General features: G+C 63.0%; 18 protein-coding genes and 1 pseudogene. 9 read left to right on the plus strand and 10 right to left on the minus strand.

Going from position 1 to position 17609, the window contains the following annotated elements; translation table 11 throughout:
* Positions 1 to 10: 10 nt before the first annotated feature.
* From ACUCV3_RS14695 to ACUCV3_RS14710, 4 genes are all read right to left on the minus strand, one after another.
* The gene (locus tag ACUCV3_RS14695; protein ID WP_017503244.1) at positions 11 to 349 is read right to left on the minus strand and encodes a hypothetical protein; all 339 of its coding nucleotides are present in this window, start codon (positions 347 to 349) and stop codon (positions 11 to 13) included.
* A 124-nt stretch (positions 350 to 473) separates the two neighbouring features.
* Positions 474 to 1841, minus strand: coding sequence for a Dyp-type peroxidase (locus ACUCV3_RS14700; protein WP_004207012.1), 1368 nt, complete (start codon positions 1839 to 1841; stop codon positions 474 to 476).
* A 3-nt stretch (positions 1842 to 1844) separates the two neighbouring features.
* Positions 1845 to 2456 carry a hypothetical protein gene (locus ACUCV3_RS14705; protein WP_004207013.1) on the minus strand — a complete coding sequence of 204 codons (612 nt, stop codon included), beginning with the start codon at positions 2454 to 2456 and terminating at the stop codon, positions 1845 to 1847.
* A gap of 40 nt (positions 2457 to 2496) precedes the next feature.
* Positions 2497 to 3585 (minus strand): catalase family protein, encoded by a 1089-nt coding sequence (locus tag ACUCV3_RS14710; protein WP_025290605.1) that lies wholly within the window; start codon positions 3583 to 3585, stop codon positions 2497 to 2499.
* A gap of 121 nt (positions 3586 to 3706) precedes the next feature.
* Here ACUCV3_RS14710 and ACUCV3_RS14715 point away from each other — a divergent pair, with 121 nt between their 5' ends.
* The 5 genes from ACUCV3_RS14715 (at position 3707) to ACUCV3_RS14735 (ending at position 10000) form a co-directional block, all read left to right on the plus strand.
* Positions 3707 to 4321, plus strand: a complete 615-nt coding sequence (locus tag ACUCV3_RS14715) for a TetR/AcrR family transcriptional regulator (protein WP_004207015.1) — start codon at positions 3707 to 3709, stop codon at positions 4319 to 4321.
* Positions 4318 to 4815 carry an acyl-CoA thioesterase gene (locus tag ACUCV3_RS14720; RefSeq protein WP_004207018.1) on the plus strand — a complete coding sequence of 166 codons (498 nt, stop codon included), beginning with the start codon at positions 4318 to 4320 and terminating at the stop codon, positions 4813 to 4815. Before ACUCV3_RS14715 ends, ACUCV3_RS14720 begins: the two co-directional genes overlap by 4 nt.
* Positions 4812 to 5675 (plus strand): 3-hydroxyacyl-CoA dehydrogenase, encoded by an 864-nt coding sequence (locus tag ACUCV3_RS14725; RefSeq protein ID WP_004207023.1) that lies wholly within the window; start codon positions 4812 to 4814, stop codon positions 5673 to 5675. Before ACUCV3_RS14720 ends, ACUCV3_RS14725 begins: the two co-directional genes overlap by 4 nt.
* 27 nt (positions 5676 to 5702) lie before the next feature.
* A complete protein-coding gene (locus ACUCV3_RS14730; RefSeq protein ID WP_017503237.1) occupies positions 5703 to 7469 on the plus strand; it encodes an oleate hydratase in 1767 nt (588 codons plus the stop codon).
* A 167-nt stretch (positions 7470 to 7636) separates the two neighbouring features.
* Entirely contained in the window at positions 7637 to 10000 is a 2364-nt protein-coding gene (locus ACUCV3_RS14735) for a heavy metal translocating P-type ATPase (protein WP_025290607.1), read from the plus strand.
* A gap of 226 nt (positions 10001 to 10226) precedes the next feature.
* Here the strand turns inward: ACUCV3_RS14735 and ACUCV3_RS14740 are convergent, their stop codons facing one another.
* From ACUCV3_RS14740 to ACUCV3_RS14750, 3 genes are all read right to left on the minus strand, one after another.
* Positions 10227 to 10553 carry a Rap1a/Tai family immunity protein gene (locus tag ACUCV3_RS14740; RefSeq protein WP_223178489.1) on the minus strand — a complete coding sequence of 109 codons (327 nt, stop codon included), beginning with the start codon at positions 10551 to 10553 and terminating at the stop codon, positions 10227 to 10229.
* 75 nt (positions 10554 to 10628) lie between these two features.
* Positions 10629 to 10952 (minus strand): hypothetical protein, encoded by a 324-nt coding sequence (locus tag ACUCV3_RS14745; RefSeq protein ID WP_279606614.1) that lies wholly within the window; start codon positions 10950 to 10952, stop codon positions 10629 to 10631.
* A gap of 77 nt (positions 10953 to 11029) precedes the next feature.
* Positions 11030 to 11920, minus strand: a complete 891-nt coding sequence (locus ACUCV3_RS14750) for a DUF1259 domain-containing protein (protein WP_482240711.1) — start codon at positions 11918 to 11920, stop codon at positions 11030 to 11032.
* Between the two features lie 168 nt (positions 11921 to 12088).
* Here ACUCV3_RS14750 and ACUCV3_RS14755 point away from each other — a divergent pair, with 168 nt between their 5' ends.
* From ACUCV3_RS14755 to ACUCV3_RS14770, 4 genes are all read left to right on the plus strand, one after another.
* On the plus strand, positions 12089 to 13039 hold the full coding sequence (locus ACUCV3_RS14755) for a chromate resistance protein ChrB domain-containing protein (protein WP_025160483.1): 951 nt from the start codon (positions 12089 to 12091) through the stop codon (positions 13037 to 13039).
* Positions 13040 to 13041: 2 nt separating this feature from the next.
* On the plus strand, positions 13042 to 14439 hold the full coding sequence (chrA, locus tag ACUCV3_RS14760) for a chromate efflux transporter (protein ID WP_185704840.1): 1398 nt from the start codon (positions 13042 to 13044) through the stop codon (positions 14437 to 14439).
* A 74-nt stretch (positions 14440 to 14513) separates the two neighbouring features.
* A complete protein-coding gene (locus tag ACUCV3_RS14765; RefSeq protein WP_017184236.1) occupies positions 14514 to 15182 on the plus strand; it encodes a superoxide dismutase in 669 nt (222 codons plus the stop codon).
* Between the two features lie 88 nt (positions 15183 to 15270).
* Complete coding sequence (locus ACUCV3_RS14770) at positions 15271 to 16350, plus strand: Cj0069 family protein (protein WP_185704838.1); 1080 nt, start codon at positions 15271 to 15273, stop codon at positions 16348 to 16350.
* A gap of 84 nt (positions 16351 to 16434) precedes the next feature.
* Here the strand turns inward: ACUCV3_RS14770 and ACUCV3_RS14775 are convergent, their stop codons facing one another.
* The 3 genes and pseudogenes from ACUCV3_RS14775 to ACUCV3_RS14785 all read right to left on the minus strand — a co-directional run bounded on the left by ACUCV3_RS14775 (position 16435) and on the right by ACUCV3_RS14785 (position 17474).
* Positions 16435 to 16914, minus strand: a complete 480-nt coding sequence (locus ACUCV3_RS14775; protein ID WP_482240744.1) for a recombinase family protein — start codon at positions 16912 to 16914, stop codon at positions 16435 to 16437.
* Positions 16915 to 16917: 3 nt separating this feature from the next.
* Positions 16918 to 17070 (minus strand): annotated as a pseudogene (locus ACUCV3_RS14780) (transposase); the annotation flags it as partial.
* Positions 17031 to 17474, minus strand: coding sequence for an IS5 family transposase (locus ACUCV3_RS14785; protein ID WP_323156774.1), 444 nt, complete (start codon positions 17472 to 17474; stop codon positions 17031 to 17033). The pseudogene ACUCV3_RS14780 and the gene ACUCV3_RS14785, both read right to left, overlap by 40 nt.
* Between the last annotated feature and the right edge of the window lie 135 nt (positions 17475 to 17609).

A 17609-nucleotide genomic window follows, 5' to 3' on the forward strand; every position in this document is an offset into this window, starting at 1 on the left:
GAGTGCGAGGTCATTCCAAGCCGCTCGCCAGCACTGGAATCAACGCGAATGTTGCGGCGCTGCTGATCGTGAACAGCACGCTCAACAGCGCGGCCCCGGCGAGCGTGAACATGGGATAATAGGCGATAAATGCTATCACGCCCGCTTGCAGAACTGACACCATGACCAGAATGCGGGCCGCCTCCCGGCGGTCGATCAAGCGGCCCGCCCAGGGTGCGGCGATCAGACCGGGTAGCAGCTCCGCGGTCAGCAGCGTCGGCACCGCATAGCCGGATGCGTTCTCGGCAGTGCGGAACATCAACGTCAGCAACGTGATTTCATCGCCGGTCGTCGAAATCGTAAGCGCCACAAGGACCAACCATCCCCAGCCTTGCCGAAACTCAACTCCCACTCACTTAACCTTCCGCACAGCCCCGCACTTTCCGGGTCACTCTGCACACTTCAAATCTCAACCGACAATCAGGTGAATAGCTTTAGCGTTGTTCTGCCAACCACTTAAGCGCCGATAGGCTTGGCATGAACAGATATTCGCCTCCCTTCATGACATTGAAGGTCTGCACACCGTCGATGCGCTTGCGCGCAGGCGCCTGCGGGATCGTGAACCGGCCGTCCTCCTCATGCAGACCAACGATTGGATCGCGCTCCTCGCCGAGGTCGACGAAATTGCCGCGGTTGATCCATTCCTGCTGCATGAACTCGATCGTGTCGTAAGCGCGCGCGCTTATGAAGATGAAGAACAGGCCGCGATCGCCTTTGGCATCGTCTTTCGGCGCCACATCCTCGGAATAAACCGGCCCGAAGGTCGAGGAACGGCGGATGATGCGGTGAATGTTGACGTCGGTGAGCAGTGTCAGCTCGGAATCGCGGGGATTGAGCCGGCGCATATGACAGCCGAGCGGCACGACGCGGCCTTTGGGGTCGTCCTTGAAATTGAAGTCGTTGTTGCGCTGCGGATCGGCGCCGAGGTCCGGGTCGTCATGATCCGGCGACAACGTCAGTGGAGCGCCTGACCGCCAGCGACCGAACATCTTGGCGGCAAGACGTTCGCGGTCCTCCGCCGTCTCGCCATGGGCCTTGAGGAAGGCGTTGAAGCAGCCGACCCGGCTGTTGTACTTGCGCAGGACGACGAAGGTGCCGTTCTTTCCCAGCGCCGCAGGTTCAGGCATGCCGAGCGGCTGGCCGTTCTCGCTCTCGTATCCAAGGATGAACTCGCCCGCCTTGATCGCGCGTTCCTCGCCGGGCAGCGGATCGACGCCGCTGCCTTCGACGGCGGGCTGGGAGATCGAATCCCGGAAGCCGAACGGGTTTTTCGCGCCGTCCGGCGCGCCGAAGCGATGCTCGCCGATCAAGGTGACGCCGCTGCTCTGGTCGAGTTCGGTTCGCGCGGTCGCCAGCGCCTTGTCGAGCGCCGCATCGTCGACCGCGTAGATGGTCAGCGCGAGATGGCAGTTGCCCGGCTTGAACACGTCCTCCCAGTTTTCCGGCGCGTTGGGTCCGAAGTCGCGGAGCTGCTCCGAGCGCGCCGCCATGCCCTGCTGAAAGGGGAGCGGGAATGTCTTGAGCTGCGCTTCAGGAACGCCGAGCGCCTTCAGTCCCTCGAAGCTGAGTGCAGCGCCTATCCAGAAATCGAGATCCTCGTTCCAGTTGTCGGCGGATGCGATATGGGGCGCGAGCCGGCCCAGCAAAGCGCGCGCGCCCTCGGCCTCGTCGAAATGGAGCATCGCATGGATGCCGACATAGGGCTCCGGCCGGCTTCGCAGGATCAGCGCCTGGATATCGTGCAGGTCGAGCGTAACGCTGTCCCTCGAGAAGCGCTCTTTCAGCTTTTGAAGGATCGTCATCGCTCAGCCCACCTTGTCCAGGAATTCGTTGACGGCATGTTCCATCCGCTGAAGCCGACGCACGTCGACGACCGTGACCTGCGGGTTGGCGACGAACCATCCGGCGGCGGTGATCTGATGTTCGGCGATGAAATCCTTGACCTTCGGGCTCGCGATGCCCGGCCAGCCTTCGACCGAGGCGAAGAGCAAATCCATCAGGTCAGGGATCTTGGTGGCGAAGTCGTTGATATAGGTGTCCCAGTCGCCGTCATAGGCGGTGGCGAACAGGATGCGGGTGTCGTTGTCGAAGAAGACGAACCGCATGTTGTGCAGGGTGCCGACCTTCTGCGCCCCGTCGAAATTGCCGTTCACGAGTCCGAAGATGCGTTTCAGCCGGTCCGCGCCGCCCGGCTTGAGGTTGGCGATGGCGGTGAGCTCGGAGACATTGCCGGACTGCGCGCCGACGCGACCGGCCGAGCCGGCCGTGCCCTTGAGGTCGGGATTGTGCTTCGTCACCATCTGCTCGAGCGCGAGCTTGGCGAGCTGCGGCGCGTCGCCGGCCACTTCCTCGATCCGCCGCCGGATGGCCTGAAGGCGGGTTTCGTCGATCTGCGGGTTTTCTTCGGTCTCGGCCATGACTGGCCTCCTTTCGTGATTGCGTGTGTCGATCGGTGCGTCAGTCCGGGATGGCGTCAATGTTTGTCGGCTCGACACGCGGCTGCGCGTTCATCTCATGGCGGTAGCGGGTGGATCGCTCATAGGCGGCGATGCGCACCCGCATGATCGATCCGAGCGGCTGGTGCTCGCGGATACCGTGCCAGGGATTGAACGACAGCACGTCATCGCCATAGACCCGCCGCGCCGGCGAATAGGCGTCCTGCGGCGGGATGCGCAGCGTGGCGATCGGCTGGTGTGGCGACAGCTCTTCGGGCCAGAGCACCGCCGCGTCCTCGACAGGCATCTTGTCGAGATCAGCGCAAAGTTGGGCGCGCAGTTGATACTCAGCACCCTGGTCGCGGAAATGCTCGACAACCAGATCGCGCATCGTAGAATCCTCCACTGTGCCGACGTCCTTGCCGGTGAGCGCGCGGACATTGTCGGAAAGCGGCGCGGCGCTGATCTTGGCGATGTGATCGCCAAAGCGGATCGCCGCCATCGAGTGATAGGTCTCGCCGAGCAGATGGTCGTTGTCGCGCGCGAGCCCGCGCAGCGTCGCGCCGGGCTCGACGCCGACCGCTTCGACCGCGGCTTCCACGCCACGCGCCACCCCGGCCATGGCGCGTTGGAGGAAGGCGGGGTTCTGCGCATTCTTCTCCAGAAGGCCAATGAGCTGGCGATATTTACCGATCGTGCCGAAGCTCAAGGTCGGGATGTTGACGAGCAGGAAATCCTGATTGCGGCCCTGGTCGTCGGGCAGAAGCCGCTCTCCCTCCACGCCGATGACCTTGATCGCCATGCCGCGTGGGGCGGGGATGGTGTCCGAGTGGATATCTCCGGGCGCTGATGAGAGGCGGATCACCACGGAATAGGTGGCCGGGCGAGCGAAAAGCCCCTGGCGCAGATGCTCCGGCAGTTCCGGGACGACGAGTTCGCCCTTCAGGAACCCGTGGCTCTTGGCATGGGCGTCGCGCACCGCATGCCGATGGCGCTCGAACGCCTTGCGGTTGGTGCTCGCCATGATTTCGAGGATTTCGGCGGTGAGCCGCTCCTCGTCTTCGCCGAGCACTTCGACGCTGGTGGAGTAGGGGATATAGGTCTCAGCCAAGGGCGATCCTTCGAACCGGATTTTCGTTGCATTCGAGATATCAGGTGATATCTGGTTTTACGGTGAACGCCGACATGGGTAAAAGGTTTCCATGCCGTGCTGAATTGGAGGTCGATCGCTCATGCGCCTCACGCGAAAGGAAACGCAGCGCCAGACGCGGGATAAGCTGCTCGCCGCAGCACATTCGTCCATTGTGGAAGAAGGGGTGGCGGCCATGTCGATCCGCAACATCTGTAGTGCAGCGGGTCATTCGCAGGGGGCCTTCTATTCGAATTTTGCAAGCAAGGACGATCTGCTGGTCGAGATTCTGCAGGCTCATATCCAGGACGAGGTCGTGCTTCTGCGCGATCTGGTCGCCCACTGCTCCGGCGATGATATCGAGGCGACTCTGCAAGTGCTTGCGGCGCGGCTGGCTAAGCTGGCTGACGAACAGCATTGGTCGCTGCTTTCGATCGAATTGCAGCTTCATGCGCGGCGGGACCCCGCGTTCGCTGAACGGCATCGCGAAGGAAAGGCCGCCTGCCACCATTTGTTCGGAGAACTTGTGGCGGATCTGACGCGGCGCTTTGCGCTTCGGCCTGCCTTGCCGCCGCTGCAGACCGGGATCGGCCTCTATGCACTGTGGATGGGACTGGCGGTCCAGGGCGATGTCGAAGGCGCTATTCCCCGAGAGCAAATGCTTGTCGGCTTCTTTCGCGCGATGGCAGGCCTCGATGCGCCATCCACCCGGTCATGAGCCTTCCTGGCGAAGGACGCCGCAGGATCGGCTGCGATGCTTCAGGCGTGCCCTTGGCTGGAAAAGTGGACGAACGTCGGCGCTTCCATATCCGTTTCCAGGCAACCGAAGAAGACATCGATGAACTCGGCCATGTCAACAATGCGGTCTGGGTGACCTGGATTCAGGATGTGTCGGTGGCGCACTGGCTGACAGCCGCGCGTCCGAGGGATGCCGACACCTATGTTGCTATGGTGCTCAGGCACGAGGTCGATTACCGCGGCAATATCCGGGCGGGCGAAGAGACCTTTGCCATAACCTGGGTCGAAGGGAAGCCGCGCGGAGCGAGATACGCCCGGTGCGTCGAGTTCAAAGACAGTAACGGTCAGACGCTCGTCGCGGCCCTGTCGCAATGGGTGCTCATCGAGAAAGCTACCGGCAAGCTGGTTCGCGTGCCCGCCGAAGTCGCTGCGCCGTTTCTCTATGAAACCCGACGCAAGGAAGAGAATGAATGAGCGACATCCTGAAAGTGACGGTGCTAGGCACCGGTGTCCTCGGCAGCCAGATCGCCTTCCAGGCCGCCTATAGTGGCTTTGACGTTACCGCTTATGAGATCAGCGACGAAGCACTCGACCAGGCGAGGCATCGGTTCGAAACGCTTGTAGAAACCTACGTGAAAGAGGTGACGGGTGCGGCTGACGGCAAGGCAGCCGAAGCTTCGAGACGCATCACGCTCACCGCCGATCTTGGGGCTGCGGTTGCGAATGCCGATCTGGTCATCGAAGCGGTTCCGGAAGTGCTCGAGATCAAGCAGGCGCTCTACGAGAAACTGGCGGGGCTCGCGCCTGACAGAACGATCTTCGCCACCAATAGCTCGACTTTGCTGCCGAGCGACCTCAAAGCCTTCACCGGCCGCCCGGACCGTTTCCTGGCGCTGCACTTCGCCAACAGCATCTGGAAGTTCAACACTGCCGAGGTGATGGGTACGGACGACACCGATCCGGCCGTGTTCGATACCCTGATCGCCTTCTCCTCCGCGATCGGCATGGTGCCGATCCCGGTGCGCAAGGAAAAAGCGGGCTACGTCCTCAACTCCCTGCTGGTGCCGTTCCTGAACGCGGCCACCGATCTGGCTGCCGGCGGCTATGCCGAGCCGGAAGATGTCGACAAGGTCTGGCGGATCGCCACCGGCGCGCCGATGGGGCCGTTCCAGATCTACGACATCATCGGATTGAACACCCCCTACAACATCCTCTCGCACGGTGATGAGCACGCACAGTCGCTCGCCGCGTGGCTGAAGGAAAACTACATCGACAAGGGCAAGCTCGGCATCGCGTCGGGCGAAGGCTTCTACAGCTACAAGCCCGCCGACTGATCCCAACAAGAAAAACAGGAGTTTGCCATGCATTATAGCAGTGGAAACTATGAAGCCTTTGTCCGTCCACGCAAGCCGGAAGGCGCCGACAAAAAGACGGCGTGGTTCGTCGGCTCGGGCCTCGCGGGGCTCGCCGGCGCCGCCTTCCTGATCCGCGACGGCGGCGTTTCGGGCGACCGCATCACCATATTGGAAGAGCTGGAAATCCCCGGCGGCGCGCTCGATGGTCTGGACGTGCCCGAAAAGGGCTTCGTCATTCGCGGCGGCCGCGAGATGGAGGAGCATTTCGAGTGCCTGTGGGACCTCTATCGCTCGATCCCCTCGCTGGAGATCGAGGATGCCAGCGTGCTCGACGAGTTCTACCGGCTCAACAAGGACGATCCCAACTTTTCGCTGCAGCGAACGACGCAGAACCAGGGTCAGGACGTGCCCGACAAGGCGCTGCTAACGCTCAACGACAAGGCGCAGAAGGATCTCCTCTCGGTCTTCCTTGCGACGCGGGAGGAGATGGAGAACAAGCGCATCAACGAGGTCTTCGGCGAGGACTTCCTCAAGAGCAATTTCTGGCTCTACTGGCGCACCATGTTCGCCTTCGAGGAATGGCATTCCGCGCTGGAGATGAAGCTCTACCTGCACCGCTTCATCCATCACATCGGCAGTCTCGCCGACTTTTCCTCGCTCAAGTTCAATCGCTACAACCAGTATGAATCGATGGTCCTGCCGCTGGTGAAGTGGCTGACCGATCACGGGGTTAAATTCCGCTACGGCGTCGAGGTCACCGATGTCGATTTCGACATCCAGCCCGGCTCCAAGCAGGCGACGCGCATCCACTGGAAGGAGCGCGGCGTCGAAGGCGGCATTGATCTCGGGCCCGACGATCTCGTCTTCATCACCATCGGCTCGCTGACCGAGAATTCCGACAATGGCGACCACAGGACACCGGCGAAGCTCAACGAAGGACCGGCGCCGGCCTGGGACCTGTGGCGGCGGATCGCGGCGAAGGATCCGGCCTTCGGCCGCCCGGACGTATTCGGCGCCCATATCCCGGAGACGAAATGGGCCTCCGCGTCGATCACTGCCCTCGACGCCCGCATTCCGGCCTATGTCGAGAAGATCACGAAGCGGAACCCCTTTACCGGCAAGATCGTCTCCGCCGGTATCGTCACGGTGAAGGACTCGGCGTGGCTGCTGAGCTGGACGGTTCATCGCCAGCCGCATTTCAAGAAGCAGCCCAAAGATCAGATGATCGCCTGGTTCTACGCGCTCTTTGTCGATTGCCCCGGCGACTTCGTGAAGAAGCCGATGCAGGAATGCACCGGTGAGGAGATCACCCAGGAATGGCTCTATCACCTCGGCGTGCCGGTCGAGGACATTCCCGAACTCGCGGCATCCGGCGCCAGCACCGTTCCCACGATGATGCCCTATATTACCGCCTTCTTCATGCCGCGCCAGGCGGGTGACCGGCCGGACGTGGTGCCGGAGGGCGCGGTCAACTTCGCCTTCATCGGCCAGTTCGCGGAGTCGAAGCAGCGGGACTGCATCTTCACCACGGAATATTCGGTGAGAACCCCGATGGAGGCCGTCTACACGCTGATGAATGTCGAGCGCGGCGTGCCCGAGGTCTTCAACTCGACCTATGATATCCGTACACTTCTTGCTGCGATCGGTCCGCTGCGGGACGGCAAGGGCATCGATCTTCCCGGGCCGGCCTTCCTGCGCAAACTGCTGATGAAGAAGCTCGAAGGCACCGAGATCGCCAAGCTGCTCGAAGAGTTCCATCTGATCGAGGAGTGAACAAAGACCGGAAGGCACGCGCGGCGTGCGAAAGGTGATGAATGGCCGACGACGATCAGAAGAGCGAACGCGCCGCCGAGGTGACTGGGGCGCACGGCCATCATCACCATCATGAGCCGGACGGCGAAACGCCGTCCGGTCACGTCGACCATGATCCGGTCTGCGGCATGGTGGTCGATCCCGCCAGGACCGCTCACAATGCTGAGTATGAAGGCGAGCGCTACGTCTTCTGCTCGGCCGGCTGCAAGGCGAAGTTCGACGCCGACCCCGTGCATTATGCGGCACTGGCAGCGCATGCTGCACATCACCATGAGGGTGCTGCCGCCCATGGCGATCATTCCCACCATAGCCACACGCATGGACCTGATACCCATGAGCATCACCACGTTGCGGCAGTAACGGCAACCGCAACGGAAGGGACGATCTGGACATGCCCGATGCATCCGGAAATCCGCCGGGATGCGCCGGGTAGTTGCCCGATCTGCGGCATGGCGCTGGAGCCGCTGATCGCGGCGGCGGATGCCGGATCAAGCCCCGAACTCGCCGATATGACCCGACGCTTCTGGATCGGCCTCGTGCTCGCCTTGCCCGTGTTCCTGCTGGAGATGGGCGGTCACCTGATCCCGGCGCTGCACCATTTGGTGCCGATGCGCATCTCGATCTGGATCCAGTTCGCGCTGGCGACGCCGGTGGTCCTGTGGGCCGGATGGCCGTTCTTCGAACGTGGCTGGGCGTCGATCGTCAACCGCAGCCTCAACATGTTCACGCTGATCGCGATGGGCACCGGGGTCGCCTGGGGCTACAGCATCGTCGCGACATTCGCGCCGCAGCTCTACCCGCAGGCTTTCCGAGGCGCCGATGGCACGGTCGCGGTCTACTATGAGGCCGCGGCCGTGATCACCGTGCTGGTGCTGCTCGGTCAGGTCATGGAACTGCGCGCCCGGGAGCAGACCTCCGGCGCAATCCGCGCGCTTCTCAATCTCGCGCCGAAAACCGCCCGGCGGATCGGGCGGAACGATGCTGAAGAGGATATTCCTGTCGAAGCCGTCGTCATCGGTGATCGGCTCAGGGTCCGGCCCGGTGAAACCGTGCCGGTTGACGGCGTGGTCGAGCAGGGTCGCTCATCGATCGATGAATCGATGGTGACCGGCGAATCCATGCCGGTGACGCGTGTAGTCGGCGAAGCGGTCGTAGGAGGTACGCTGAACCAGACCGGCGCGCTCGTCATCCGGGCTGAAAAAGTCGGGCGCGACACCATGCTCGCCCGCATCGTCCAGATGGTCGCGGATGCCCAGCGCTCGCGCGCGCCGATCCAGCGCATGGCTGATCAGGTGTCGGGCTGGTTCGTGCCGGTCGTCATCGCCGTCGCGCTGCTCGCCTTCGCGGCCTGGGGTGTATGGGGGCCGGAGCCGCGGCTGGCGCATGGCCTGATCGCGGCCGTTTCCGTGCTGATCATTGCCTGCCCCTGCGCGCTCGGGCTCGCGACGCCGATGTCGATCATGGTGGGTATCGGCAAGGGGGCGGCCGCCGGCGTTCTGATCAAGAACGCGGAGGCGCTCGAGCGGATGGAGAAGATCGATACTCTGGTGGTCGACAAAACCGGGACGCTTACGCAAGGAAAGCCGGCGGTGACCCGGATCGTCGTGGCCCCGCGATTTGTCGAGGAGACCATCCTGCGGCTTGCAGCCGGCGTGGAGAAGGCGTCCGAGCATCCGCTTGCGCGGGCGATCGTGGCGGCTGCCGACGAGCGAAAGATCACCATCCCCGATGTCGCCGACTTCGACTCGCCGACCGGCAAGGGGGCGATCGGTCGTGTCGAGGGCCGGCATGTGGTGCTCGGCAGCACCACCTTCCTCGCCGAACATGGGGTTGATACAGCGCCGCTCGCGGCACAGGCCGATGAGCTACGCCGCGACGGCGCAACCGCCATCTATATCGGCATCGATAAAGCCATCGGCGGCATCTTCGCCATCGCCGACACGATCAAGGCGACCACGCCTGAGGCACTGAAGGCCCTGCATGCGGAAGGCATCCGCATCGTCATGCTGACCGGTGACAATCGCACCACAGCCGAAGCCGTTGCGAGAAAGCTCGGCATCGATGAGGTCGAGGCCGATGTGCTGCCGGACCAGAAAGCCGCGGTCGTCGAGCGCCTGAAGGCGCAGGGCAAGGTGGTGGCGATGGCGGGTGACGGCGTAAATGACGCGCCGGCGCTTGCCGCCGCCGATGTTGGTATCGCCATGGGATCGGGGACCGACGTTGCGATCGAAAGTGCGGGCGTGACGCTGCTCAAGGGCGATCTCACCGGCATTGTCCGCGCGCGACGCCTGTCGCAGGCGACGATGGCCAACATCCGCCAGAACCTCGCCTTCGCGTTCATCTACAATGCGGCAGGCGTACCGATTGCGGCCGGTGCGCTCTATCCCACGTTTGGGCTGCTGCTGTCGCCGATCATCGCTGCTGCCGCGATGGCGCTGTCGTCCGTCAGCGTCATCGGCAATTCGCTGCGGCTCCGGACAGTGAAGGCATGACGGACCAAGGCCCCGACCTTGTGGCGGGGTCTTGCGTGGGGTCTTAGGCGTCACCTCAAGGTTTGTGCGCCAGACAACGATTTGGCAGACATAATGCGAACATCGGCTAATTAGCGAGCTTGAGGCGCGACATGGGATCGTTGAGCTGGCGGAATTCACCGCCAGGCGGACGCTCCGCCTGCCCTCAAAGGCAGCCGCCGGGCAGGCTACGCCGCGGGGTACGATGCTACTGACATGGCCAAGCCTTCGCTAACGAGCGTTCAGCTCCGGCCACCATATGAACACTCATAAAATAGCTATTCTGCTCCGCCCAGCGTAAATATGCCGCGCGCAGCGCCGATCGGTCATAGCGTGGAGCGCGGCATTCCGCTTTTCGCGCGACGATCATCATGTCGAGCACGCCTTGGAGGTAAGCGCCGCATCGCGGCTCATTCGCTTGACAGCTTACGAACAACGCCGAGCCCGTCGCCGACGCGGGTTCGGTTTGGCCGATCGCACTATCAGGCAGGGCGGCCAAAGCGGCGCATAACAATATCCATCGCCTTGGCCGCATTTTCGTCTCCTATTCCGCAGTATCATTTCGGAAGGGGCGCACGGCCCTCGACGGCCGGCGCCCCGTGCTGATCCATCATTCGCGGCCGAGCACCTGGCCTTCGGGCGTGACGAACAGTTCGATCGTCTTTCCGTCGCTGTTCTTGCCCTTGATTTCATAGAGCGTGCTTCCGTCCGCCTTTCGGGTGACTTGCTCCGCTTTGCTTATTGACGCGAGTTGCGCGCGTGCCGCGTTCATCGCGGCCTCGGGCACCTGAGCAAGCGGGATGTCTCGTTCGCTGTGCTTGCCGATTATCCGGTTTTCGTTCGCCTCGTGGTTTTGCGCGATCGCCACGCCCGCGATCGCCAGCGCGGCCGCGCCCACGCCTGCGACAACAGTGAGAGTTCGTTTGCTACCCATGTTCCATTCCACTTCCTGCATAAGGGCCGTGGGGTCGGGCGGGCGGCGGTTACGGCCCAATGAGCCGTCGTCCGAGTTCAACTCCTCTGATTGTTCATCCTGTCGAGCGCCGCGCGCAGCCCACGGGCGAGCTTGGCTGCGTCGTCGTTGGCCCAGAAGTGCATGAAGAACAGCCGCGGCTCGTCGTTTAGCATATGATTATGCAGCGCCGTGACCTCGATCCCGTTCGTCCGCAGCACGCGCAGGACCGGATCGACCTCGTTTGCGACAAGTACGAAATCGCCGGTGATGGCGGCTCGGCCGTCCCCGGTTGGCTGAAAGTTGATCGCGGTCGCCGTGCCCATCGTCGGCGGAGTCTCCATATCGCCGTCCATCAGCCGCTCGGCGCGCGGAAAGCTGTATTGGAGGATGCCACCGGCCGTCTTGCCCTCACCGCCCATCAACCGGTTGAGCGCGGCCACATCGAGGTCGAGCCGCGATGCGGCTGCGCTGGCCGAAGGCGATTGCGGCGCGGCGAGCGGGGTCCGACTGGCTGATAGCGCTTGCCGGAGCGCGGCCGCGAGCTTCACCGGGTCGCCGTGGCCGGCAATGTGCATGTACATGGTCGCAGGCGAAGAGCGGAGCAGGTGATTGTGGAGCGCGGTGATCGTAAAACCGCTTGCGAGCAGGCGGCTCAAAACGGGGTTCACCTCGTCGTGGGTCAGCACGAGATCGCCCATCACCATCGCCTCTTCGCCCATCGGCTGAAACGCCGCCCAAGAGCCGAGCGCGAGGGAGGGCTTGATCGTCACCCCATCCAGCGTGACGCTCAGGTCCGAACGCGGGAAGCTGTAGCGGTGAACGCCCCCCGGCTGTTCGGCCCCCGCTCGTCCTATCGCCCGGTCGACAGCCGACCAGTCCGGCGCTGCCCATGCCGGGCTTGCCAGCAGGAGGCTGGCGAATCCCAAGGCGATGGTCTTTTTCAGCATAATTGATCCTTCATCAGCGCACTCGACACGGAAAGCCTCACGTCATGCGAGCGCGCCGCCGGCGAGCCGCGACATTACGCTCCGGTTTCTTTCTTCGGGATAAGCAGTCCTATGCTCATGAGGCTTGTGATGCAACCCTTACACTTGTAGGCTAGTGACGATACAACTATGACAAACACACAAGCTTCCCCTTGGTTGCTCCTGATCCCGCAGCTTCCGGCTAAGCCTGCATATTTGCGGGTGAAGGTCTGGCGGCGTTTGCAGGCGATCGGGGCCGCGCCGCTCAAGAACGCCGTCCATGCGCTCCCCAATCGCGAGGACACGCGCGCGCTGTTCGAAGAACTGCATCGCGAGATCACCGAAAATGGCGGCGAGGCGCTGATCCTCGAAGCGCGCCTTGTCGGCGGCATGGGCGATGCGGAGCTGCGCGGAGTGTTCGACGCTGCGCGTGACGCCGACTATGAGGAGTTGGCACGCGAGGCGCGCGCGCTGTGTGAGGGCGAGTATGTCGCGGCGGCGGATGTGGGCCGCCTGCGCAAACGCCTGAACGAGGTCGCCGCGATCGACTTTTTCGGTGCGCATGGTCGGCAGGCGGCACAGGCCGCCATCACCGAGGCGGACCGCCGCTCTCACCAACATCCCGATGTGAGCGGCCCCGGTGCGCCCGAGCTGACCCCGGCGGAGCTAAAGCGCCGCGTTTGGGTGACGCGCCGCCATGTCCATGTCGATCGCATCGCGTCCGCCTGGCTCATTCGTCGCTTCATCGACCCCGAGGCGAGCTTCAAGTTCGTCGAGGGCAAAGGATATGTGCCGGAGCCTGACGAACTGAGGTTCGACATGGCGGACGCTGAGTTCACCCACGAAGGCGACCGCTGCTCCTTCGAGACCTTGGTGTTCCTCACCGGTCTCGAGACCGACCCCGCGCTGCGGGCGCTCGGCGAAATTGTTCACGACCTTGATATTGCCGATGCTCGGTTCGAGCGCCCGGAAACTCCGGGAGTGAGCGCGCTTATCGCCGGCATCTGTGCCGGCACCGACGACGACGAGGAGCGGATCGCGCGCGGATCGACCGCGCTCGACGGATTCTATGCTCACTTCACCCGGCGAAAAGAGGACTAAAGATGGAGGCCAGCGCACGCGCTGAAATCGCAGTCGAGACGCTGCACGAGCACGGCATCAGCTTTGGCGAGGCGGTGCGCGTCTGGATCAGGGTCGCGCTGCTCAGCTTCGGCGGACCGGCGGGCCAGATAGCGGTGATGCATCGCATCCTGGTCGAGGAGAAGCGCTGGATCGGCGAGGAGCGGTTCCTCCACGCGCTCAACTATTGCATGCTGCTGCCCGGCCCTGAAGCGCAACAGCTAGCTGTCTATATTGGCTGGTTGCTCCATAAGACCAAGGGCGGCCTGGTCGCGGGCGCGCTATTCGTGCTGCCCGGCTTCCTCGCGATTTTAGGGCTCAGCTATGTCTATGTGCTGCTCGGCGAAGTGCCGCTGGTCGAGGGATTGTTCTTCGGATTGAAGGCCGCCGTGCTGGCGGTGGTGCTACAGACGGTGGTCCGGGTGGGTTCGCGTGCCTTGAAGAACAACGTCATGCGCGGTTTTGCCGCGCTGGCGTTCGTCGCGATCTTCGTGCTCGACGTGCCCTTCCCGCTGATCGTGCTTGCCGCCGCGCTGATCGGCTTCTTCAGTGGCCGCGCTGGTTACGCCGCATTCAAGGGCGGCGGCGGACATGGTCCCGCCGGCGCTGAGATAATCCACGACCGCGACACCGCTCTTGGCGAGGGCCTTCCCGACCATGCCCGGCCGAACCTCTCTTGGTCGCTGCGCATCTCCGGCGTCCTGCTGCTGCTCTGGCTCGGGCCGGTCGCAGCGCTGCTGTTCGCGTTCGGCCCCGACGACGTGTTCAGCCGCATCGCCACCTTCTTCAGCCAGATGGCGGTGGTGACCTTCGGCGGCGCCTATGCGGTGCTCGCCTATGTCGCGCAGGAGGCAGTCGAGACCTATGGCTGGCTCCAGCCCGGCGAGATGCTCGACGGGCTCGGCATGGCCGAGACCACGCCCGGGCCGCTGATCATGGTGACGCAGTTCGTCGGCTTCCTCGCGGCCTTCCGCGAAGCGACCGGGCTGCCGCCGCTCGTCGCCGCGACCTTCGGCGCAATCCTCACCACCTGGGTTACCTTCCTGCCATGCTTCCTGTGGATCTTCGCCGGCGCGCCATTCATCGAGCGGCTGCGCGGCAACCGCGCATTGTCGGCCGCGCTTTCGGCGATCACCGCCGCAGTGGTCGGCGTGATCCTCAATCTGGCGGTCTGGTTTGGTATCCACACTCTGTTCGAGCAAGTCCGCGAAGTGCCGTTCGCAGCCGGCACCATCGATCTCCCAGTCCTAACGTCCGTCAACTGGCCGGCGCTGGCGCTCGCGGTGGGTGCGATACTCGCCATGTTCCGGTTCAAGGCCGGCATGCTGCCGGTGCTCGGCGTCTGCTCGGTCCTCGGGGCCGCATATGTAATGATCATCTGAAGGAGTGACGCGTGACGATCGACCATCTTTCCCGACGCAGTGCAATCGCAACTCTTGGCATCGGAGCCGCCGCCATGACTATCAACGAAGCCTCTGCGCAGACGCCGGCCGCAGCGCCGGCGGCTGTCCCCGCCTTTGCCGGAAATCATCAGGTCAAGCCGCTCAGGTTCAATCCCGCCAGGCTTCACGGCCTCTCCGAAAGGCTGATCACATCGCACCACGAGAACAATTATGCGGGCTCGGTCAAGGCCCTGAATATGATCGAGACACGACTTGCCGCCGCGCTCGCTGACACGGACCTGCCGCCGGTGGTCTATGGCGGATTGAAGCGCGAGGAGCTGCACCGCACCGGCTCGGTCGTGCTCCATGAGGTCTATTTCGACGGGCTCGGCGGCAACGGCCAGGCAGCCGGTTCCATCCGCGACGCGCTGGGCGCGGCGTTCGGCTCGTTCGACCGCTGGGAAGCCGACTTCCGCCGTACCGGGATGAGCCTTGCCGGCGGATCGGGCTGGTGCGTGCTCGTCTACAATCTCCACACGCGCTCGCTGCACAACCATTGGGCGTGGGATCATATGCACGGTGCGATTGCCGGCGTGCCGCTGCTCGCGCTCGATATGTACGAGCACAGTTTCCACATGGATTACGGCACCGCCGCCGCCAAATATGTCGACGCCTTCTTCCGCAACATCGACTGGGAAGTGGTCGACCGGCGCTATGCCGCGGCTTTGCGCGGCGGCGGCTGAACCCGACCGCCGTGGCTTAACACCCACTGCTGCGCGACACCTGAGTTCGCGACCACAAAGGGGACAGGTCCGATGGGGAGATGCAACAATGACATCCGGCCCGAACATCGCTCTTCTTTGGCGTGGGCAAGCAGCCGAGTGGACGCATCGCTTTCATGAAGCCCGGCAGTGGCCGATAATGCAGGCCTTGCGGGCGCTCGGGGCGACCGCAAGGCCTGTACTGTACAGGGACGAGGCGGTTCGCGAGATTCGGGACGAGCTGCTGTCGTGCGACGCAGTGCTGGTCTGGGTGAATCCGTTGGACATTTCAGGCGACCGCTCGCAGCTCGATCCAATGCTGCGCGAAGTCGCGGGGTGCGGCGTTGTCGTCAGCGCGCATCCTGACGTGATCGCCAAAATCGGCGTCAAGGAAGTGCTCTACACAACGCGATCCATGGAATGGGGCAGCGATGTCGATCGATACGTGGACGCTGAAGGCCTTCGCGCTCGTTTCCCCGAACATCTTGCCGCAGGCCCGCGCGTGCTGAAGCCGAACTACGGCAACGGCGGCAGGAATGTATGGCGTGTCCAACTAGACGAAGCGGGAAACGCTCCGGCTTTGAAAACGTCGGTGAAAGTTCAAGAGGCCCGCCAAGGAAGCAAATCGGAGCGCATCAGCCTAGCCGAGTGCTTGGAAAGGTGGGTGCCGTTTCTAAACGACGGCGGCGTGCTGATCGATCAGGCTTATCAGCCGCAGTCGTCCGAGGGCATGGTCCGCTGCTACGTGTGCGGGCACCGAGTGGTTGGCTTTGGGCACAACCTGATCACTGCGCTGATGACGCCAACGGCCATTGATACAACGTCGTCAACCCCACAGCCGATGGGCCGCGCTATGTTCGGACCGGAGGTGACGCGCTTCGCAGCCTTACGGAAAGCGATGGAGGATCGCTGGATTCCAGAGATGCAAAGGTTGCTGTCGATCGCCGACCACGATCTTCCGCTTCTTTGGGACGCCGACTTCCTATTTCGCCTTGGTGAAGCCATCAGCGATGGCTCCTATGCGCTTTGCGAGATCAATGCTAGTTCGGTTGCACCATTTCCGCCAAGCGCCGTCCAGCCAGTCGCCGCAGCGGCAATCGGTCGCGCTCTTGCCATTCGTTTGACGAAGGAGACCTCCAATCCTCATTGATATGATTCAAGCAATTCAAGAGACGTGACATTGGTCGTATCAATCAGACAAGCCTAAGGGTGAGCGAGGCTGGGTGAAACCGGCTCAGGTGGCAGCGCGGAGATACTGGTAGAGGGTTTCGCGACTGATCCCCAGGTCACGGGCGATGACGGCCTTGCGCTCGCCGTCATCAGCACGGCGGTGCAGCTCGGCGACCATTTCGTCGGAGAGGGAACGTTTCCGCCCGCGATAAGCACCGCGTTGTCTGGCGACCGCAATGCCTTCGCGCTGCCGCTCCCGGATCAGGGCGCGCTCGAATTCGGCGAACGCACCCATGACCGAGAGCATCAGGTTGGCCATCGGGGAATCCTCGCCCGAGAAGGCCAGGCTTTCCTTCACGAACTCGATCCGGACGCCTCTTTTGGTGAGGGACTGAACCAGTTTGCGCAGATCGTCGAGATTACGCGCCAATCGATCCATGCTGTGGACCACGACGGTGTCACGGTATTTTTCGCGATCGTGTGGGATTGGATCGCGCCGATTGCTTTTGGCGGGAATGACAGCCTCAACGTCAGCATTGGCCAATTCCTCGCGGATGGCATCTGCATCGTAGCCCTTGTCCGCCAACAATGCCTCGATCTTATGAGCAATCAAACGGAACAGCGGGCCAAAGCCTTGGATATCGTGGCTCTGGCCCGGCGTCAGGACAAAGCCGAGCGGTCGGCCTTTGGCATCGCAGCGGGCGTGGAGCTTTGTGCTGAATCCGCCTCGCGATCGGCCAAGCGCCTCGGTTTCCTGAGTCCCTTTTTTATGCCGACGGCACAATGATGTGCTCGGACCACGGTGCTGTCGATCATGTCCGCAGTGGCATCACGAGCCACCATTTCGCCCAGTGTCTCGAGCATCGCCTCGAACACCCCGGTCGTAACCCAGCGCCGGTAGCGGCGGAAAACGCTGTTCCACTTGCCATATTCATCCGGCAAGTGGCGCCATTGCGAACCTGTGCGGGCGATCCACATCATGCCTTCGAAATACAGCCGGTTGTCCTGTGCTGGACGACAGCCACGACCACGCTCAGATGGCAGTAATGTGCCGATGATCCCCCACTCGTCCTCCGTCAGCCCAATACGCTCGCCCAACGCCACCTCCAAAAGGCAGCCTTGAATCAACGCCCGATCCTGCTGTCAACCTTTGTCCACGAAACCTAGCAACTGCAATTACAGATCCTGACCCTGAAGCGCGGGGGCGTCGCGGCGCTCGTTTGCATGCATGCCACGAAA

The organism is Sphingobium sp. VMM (genome assembly GCF_056790315.1).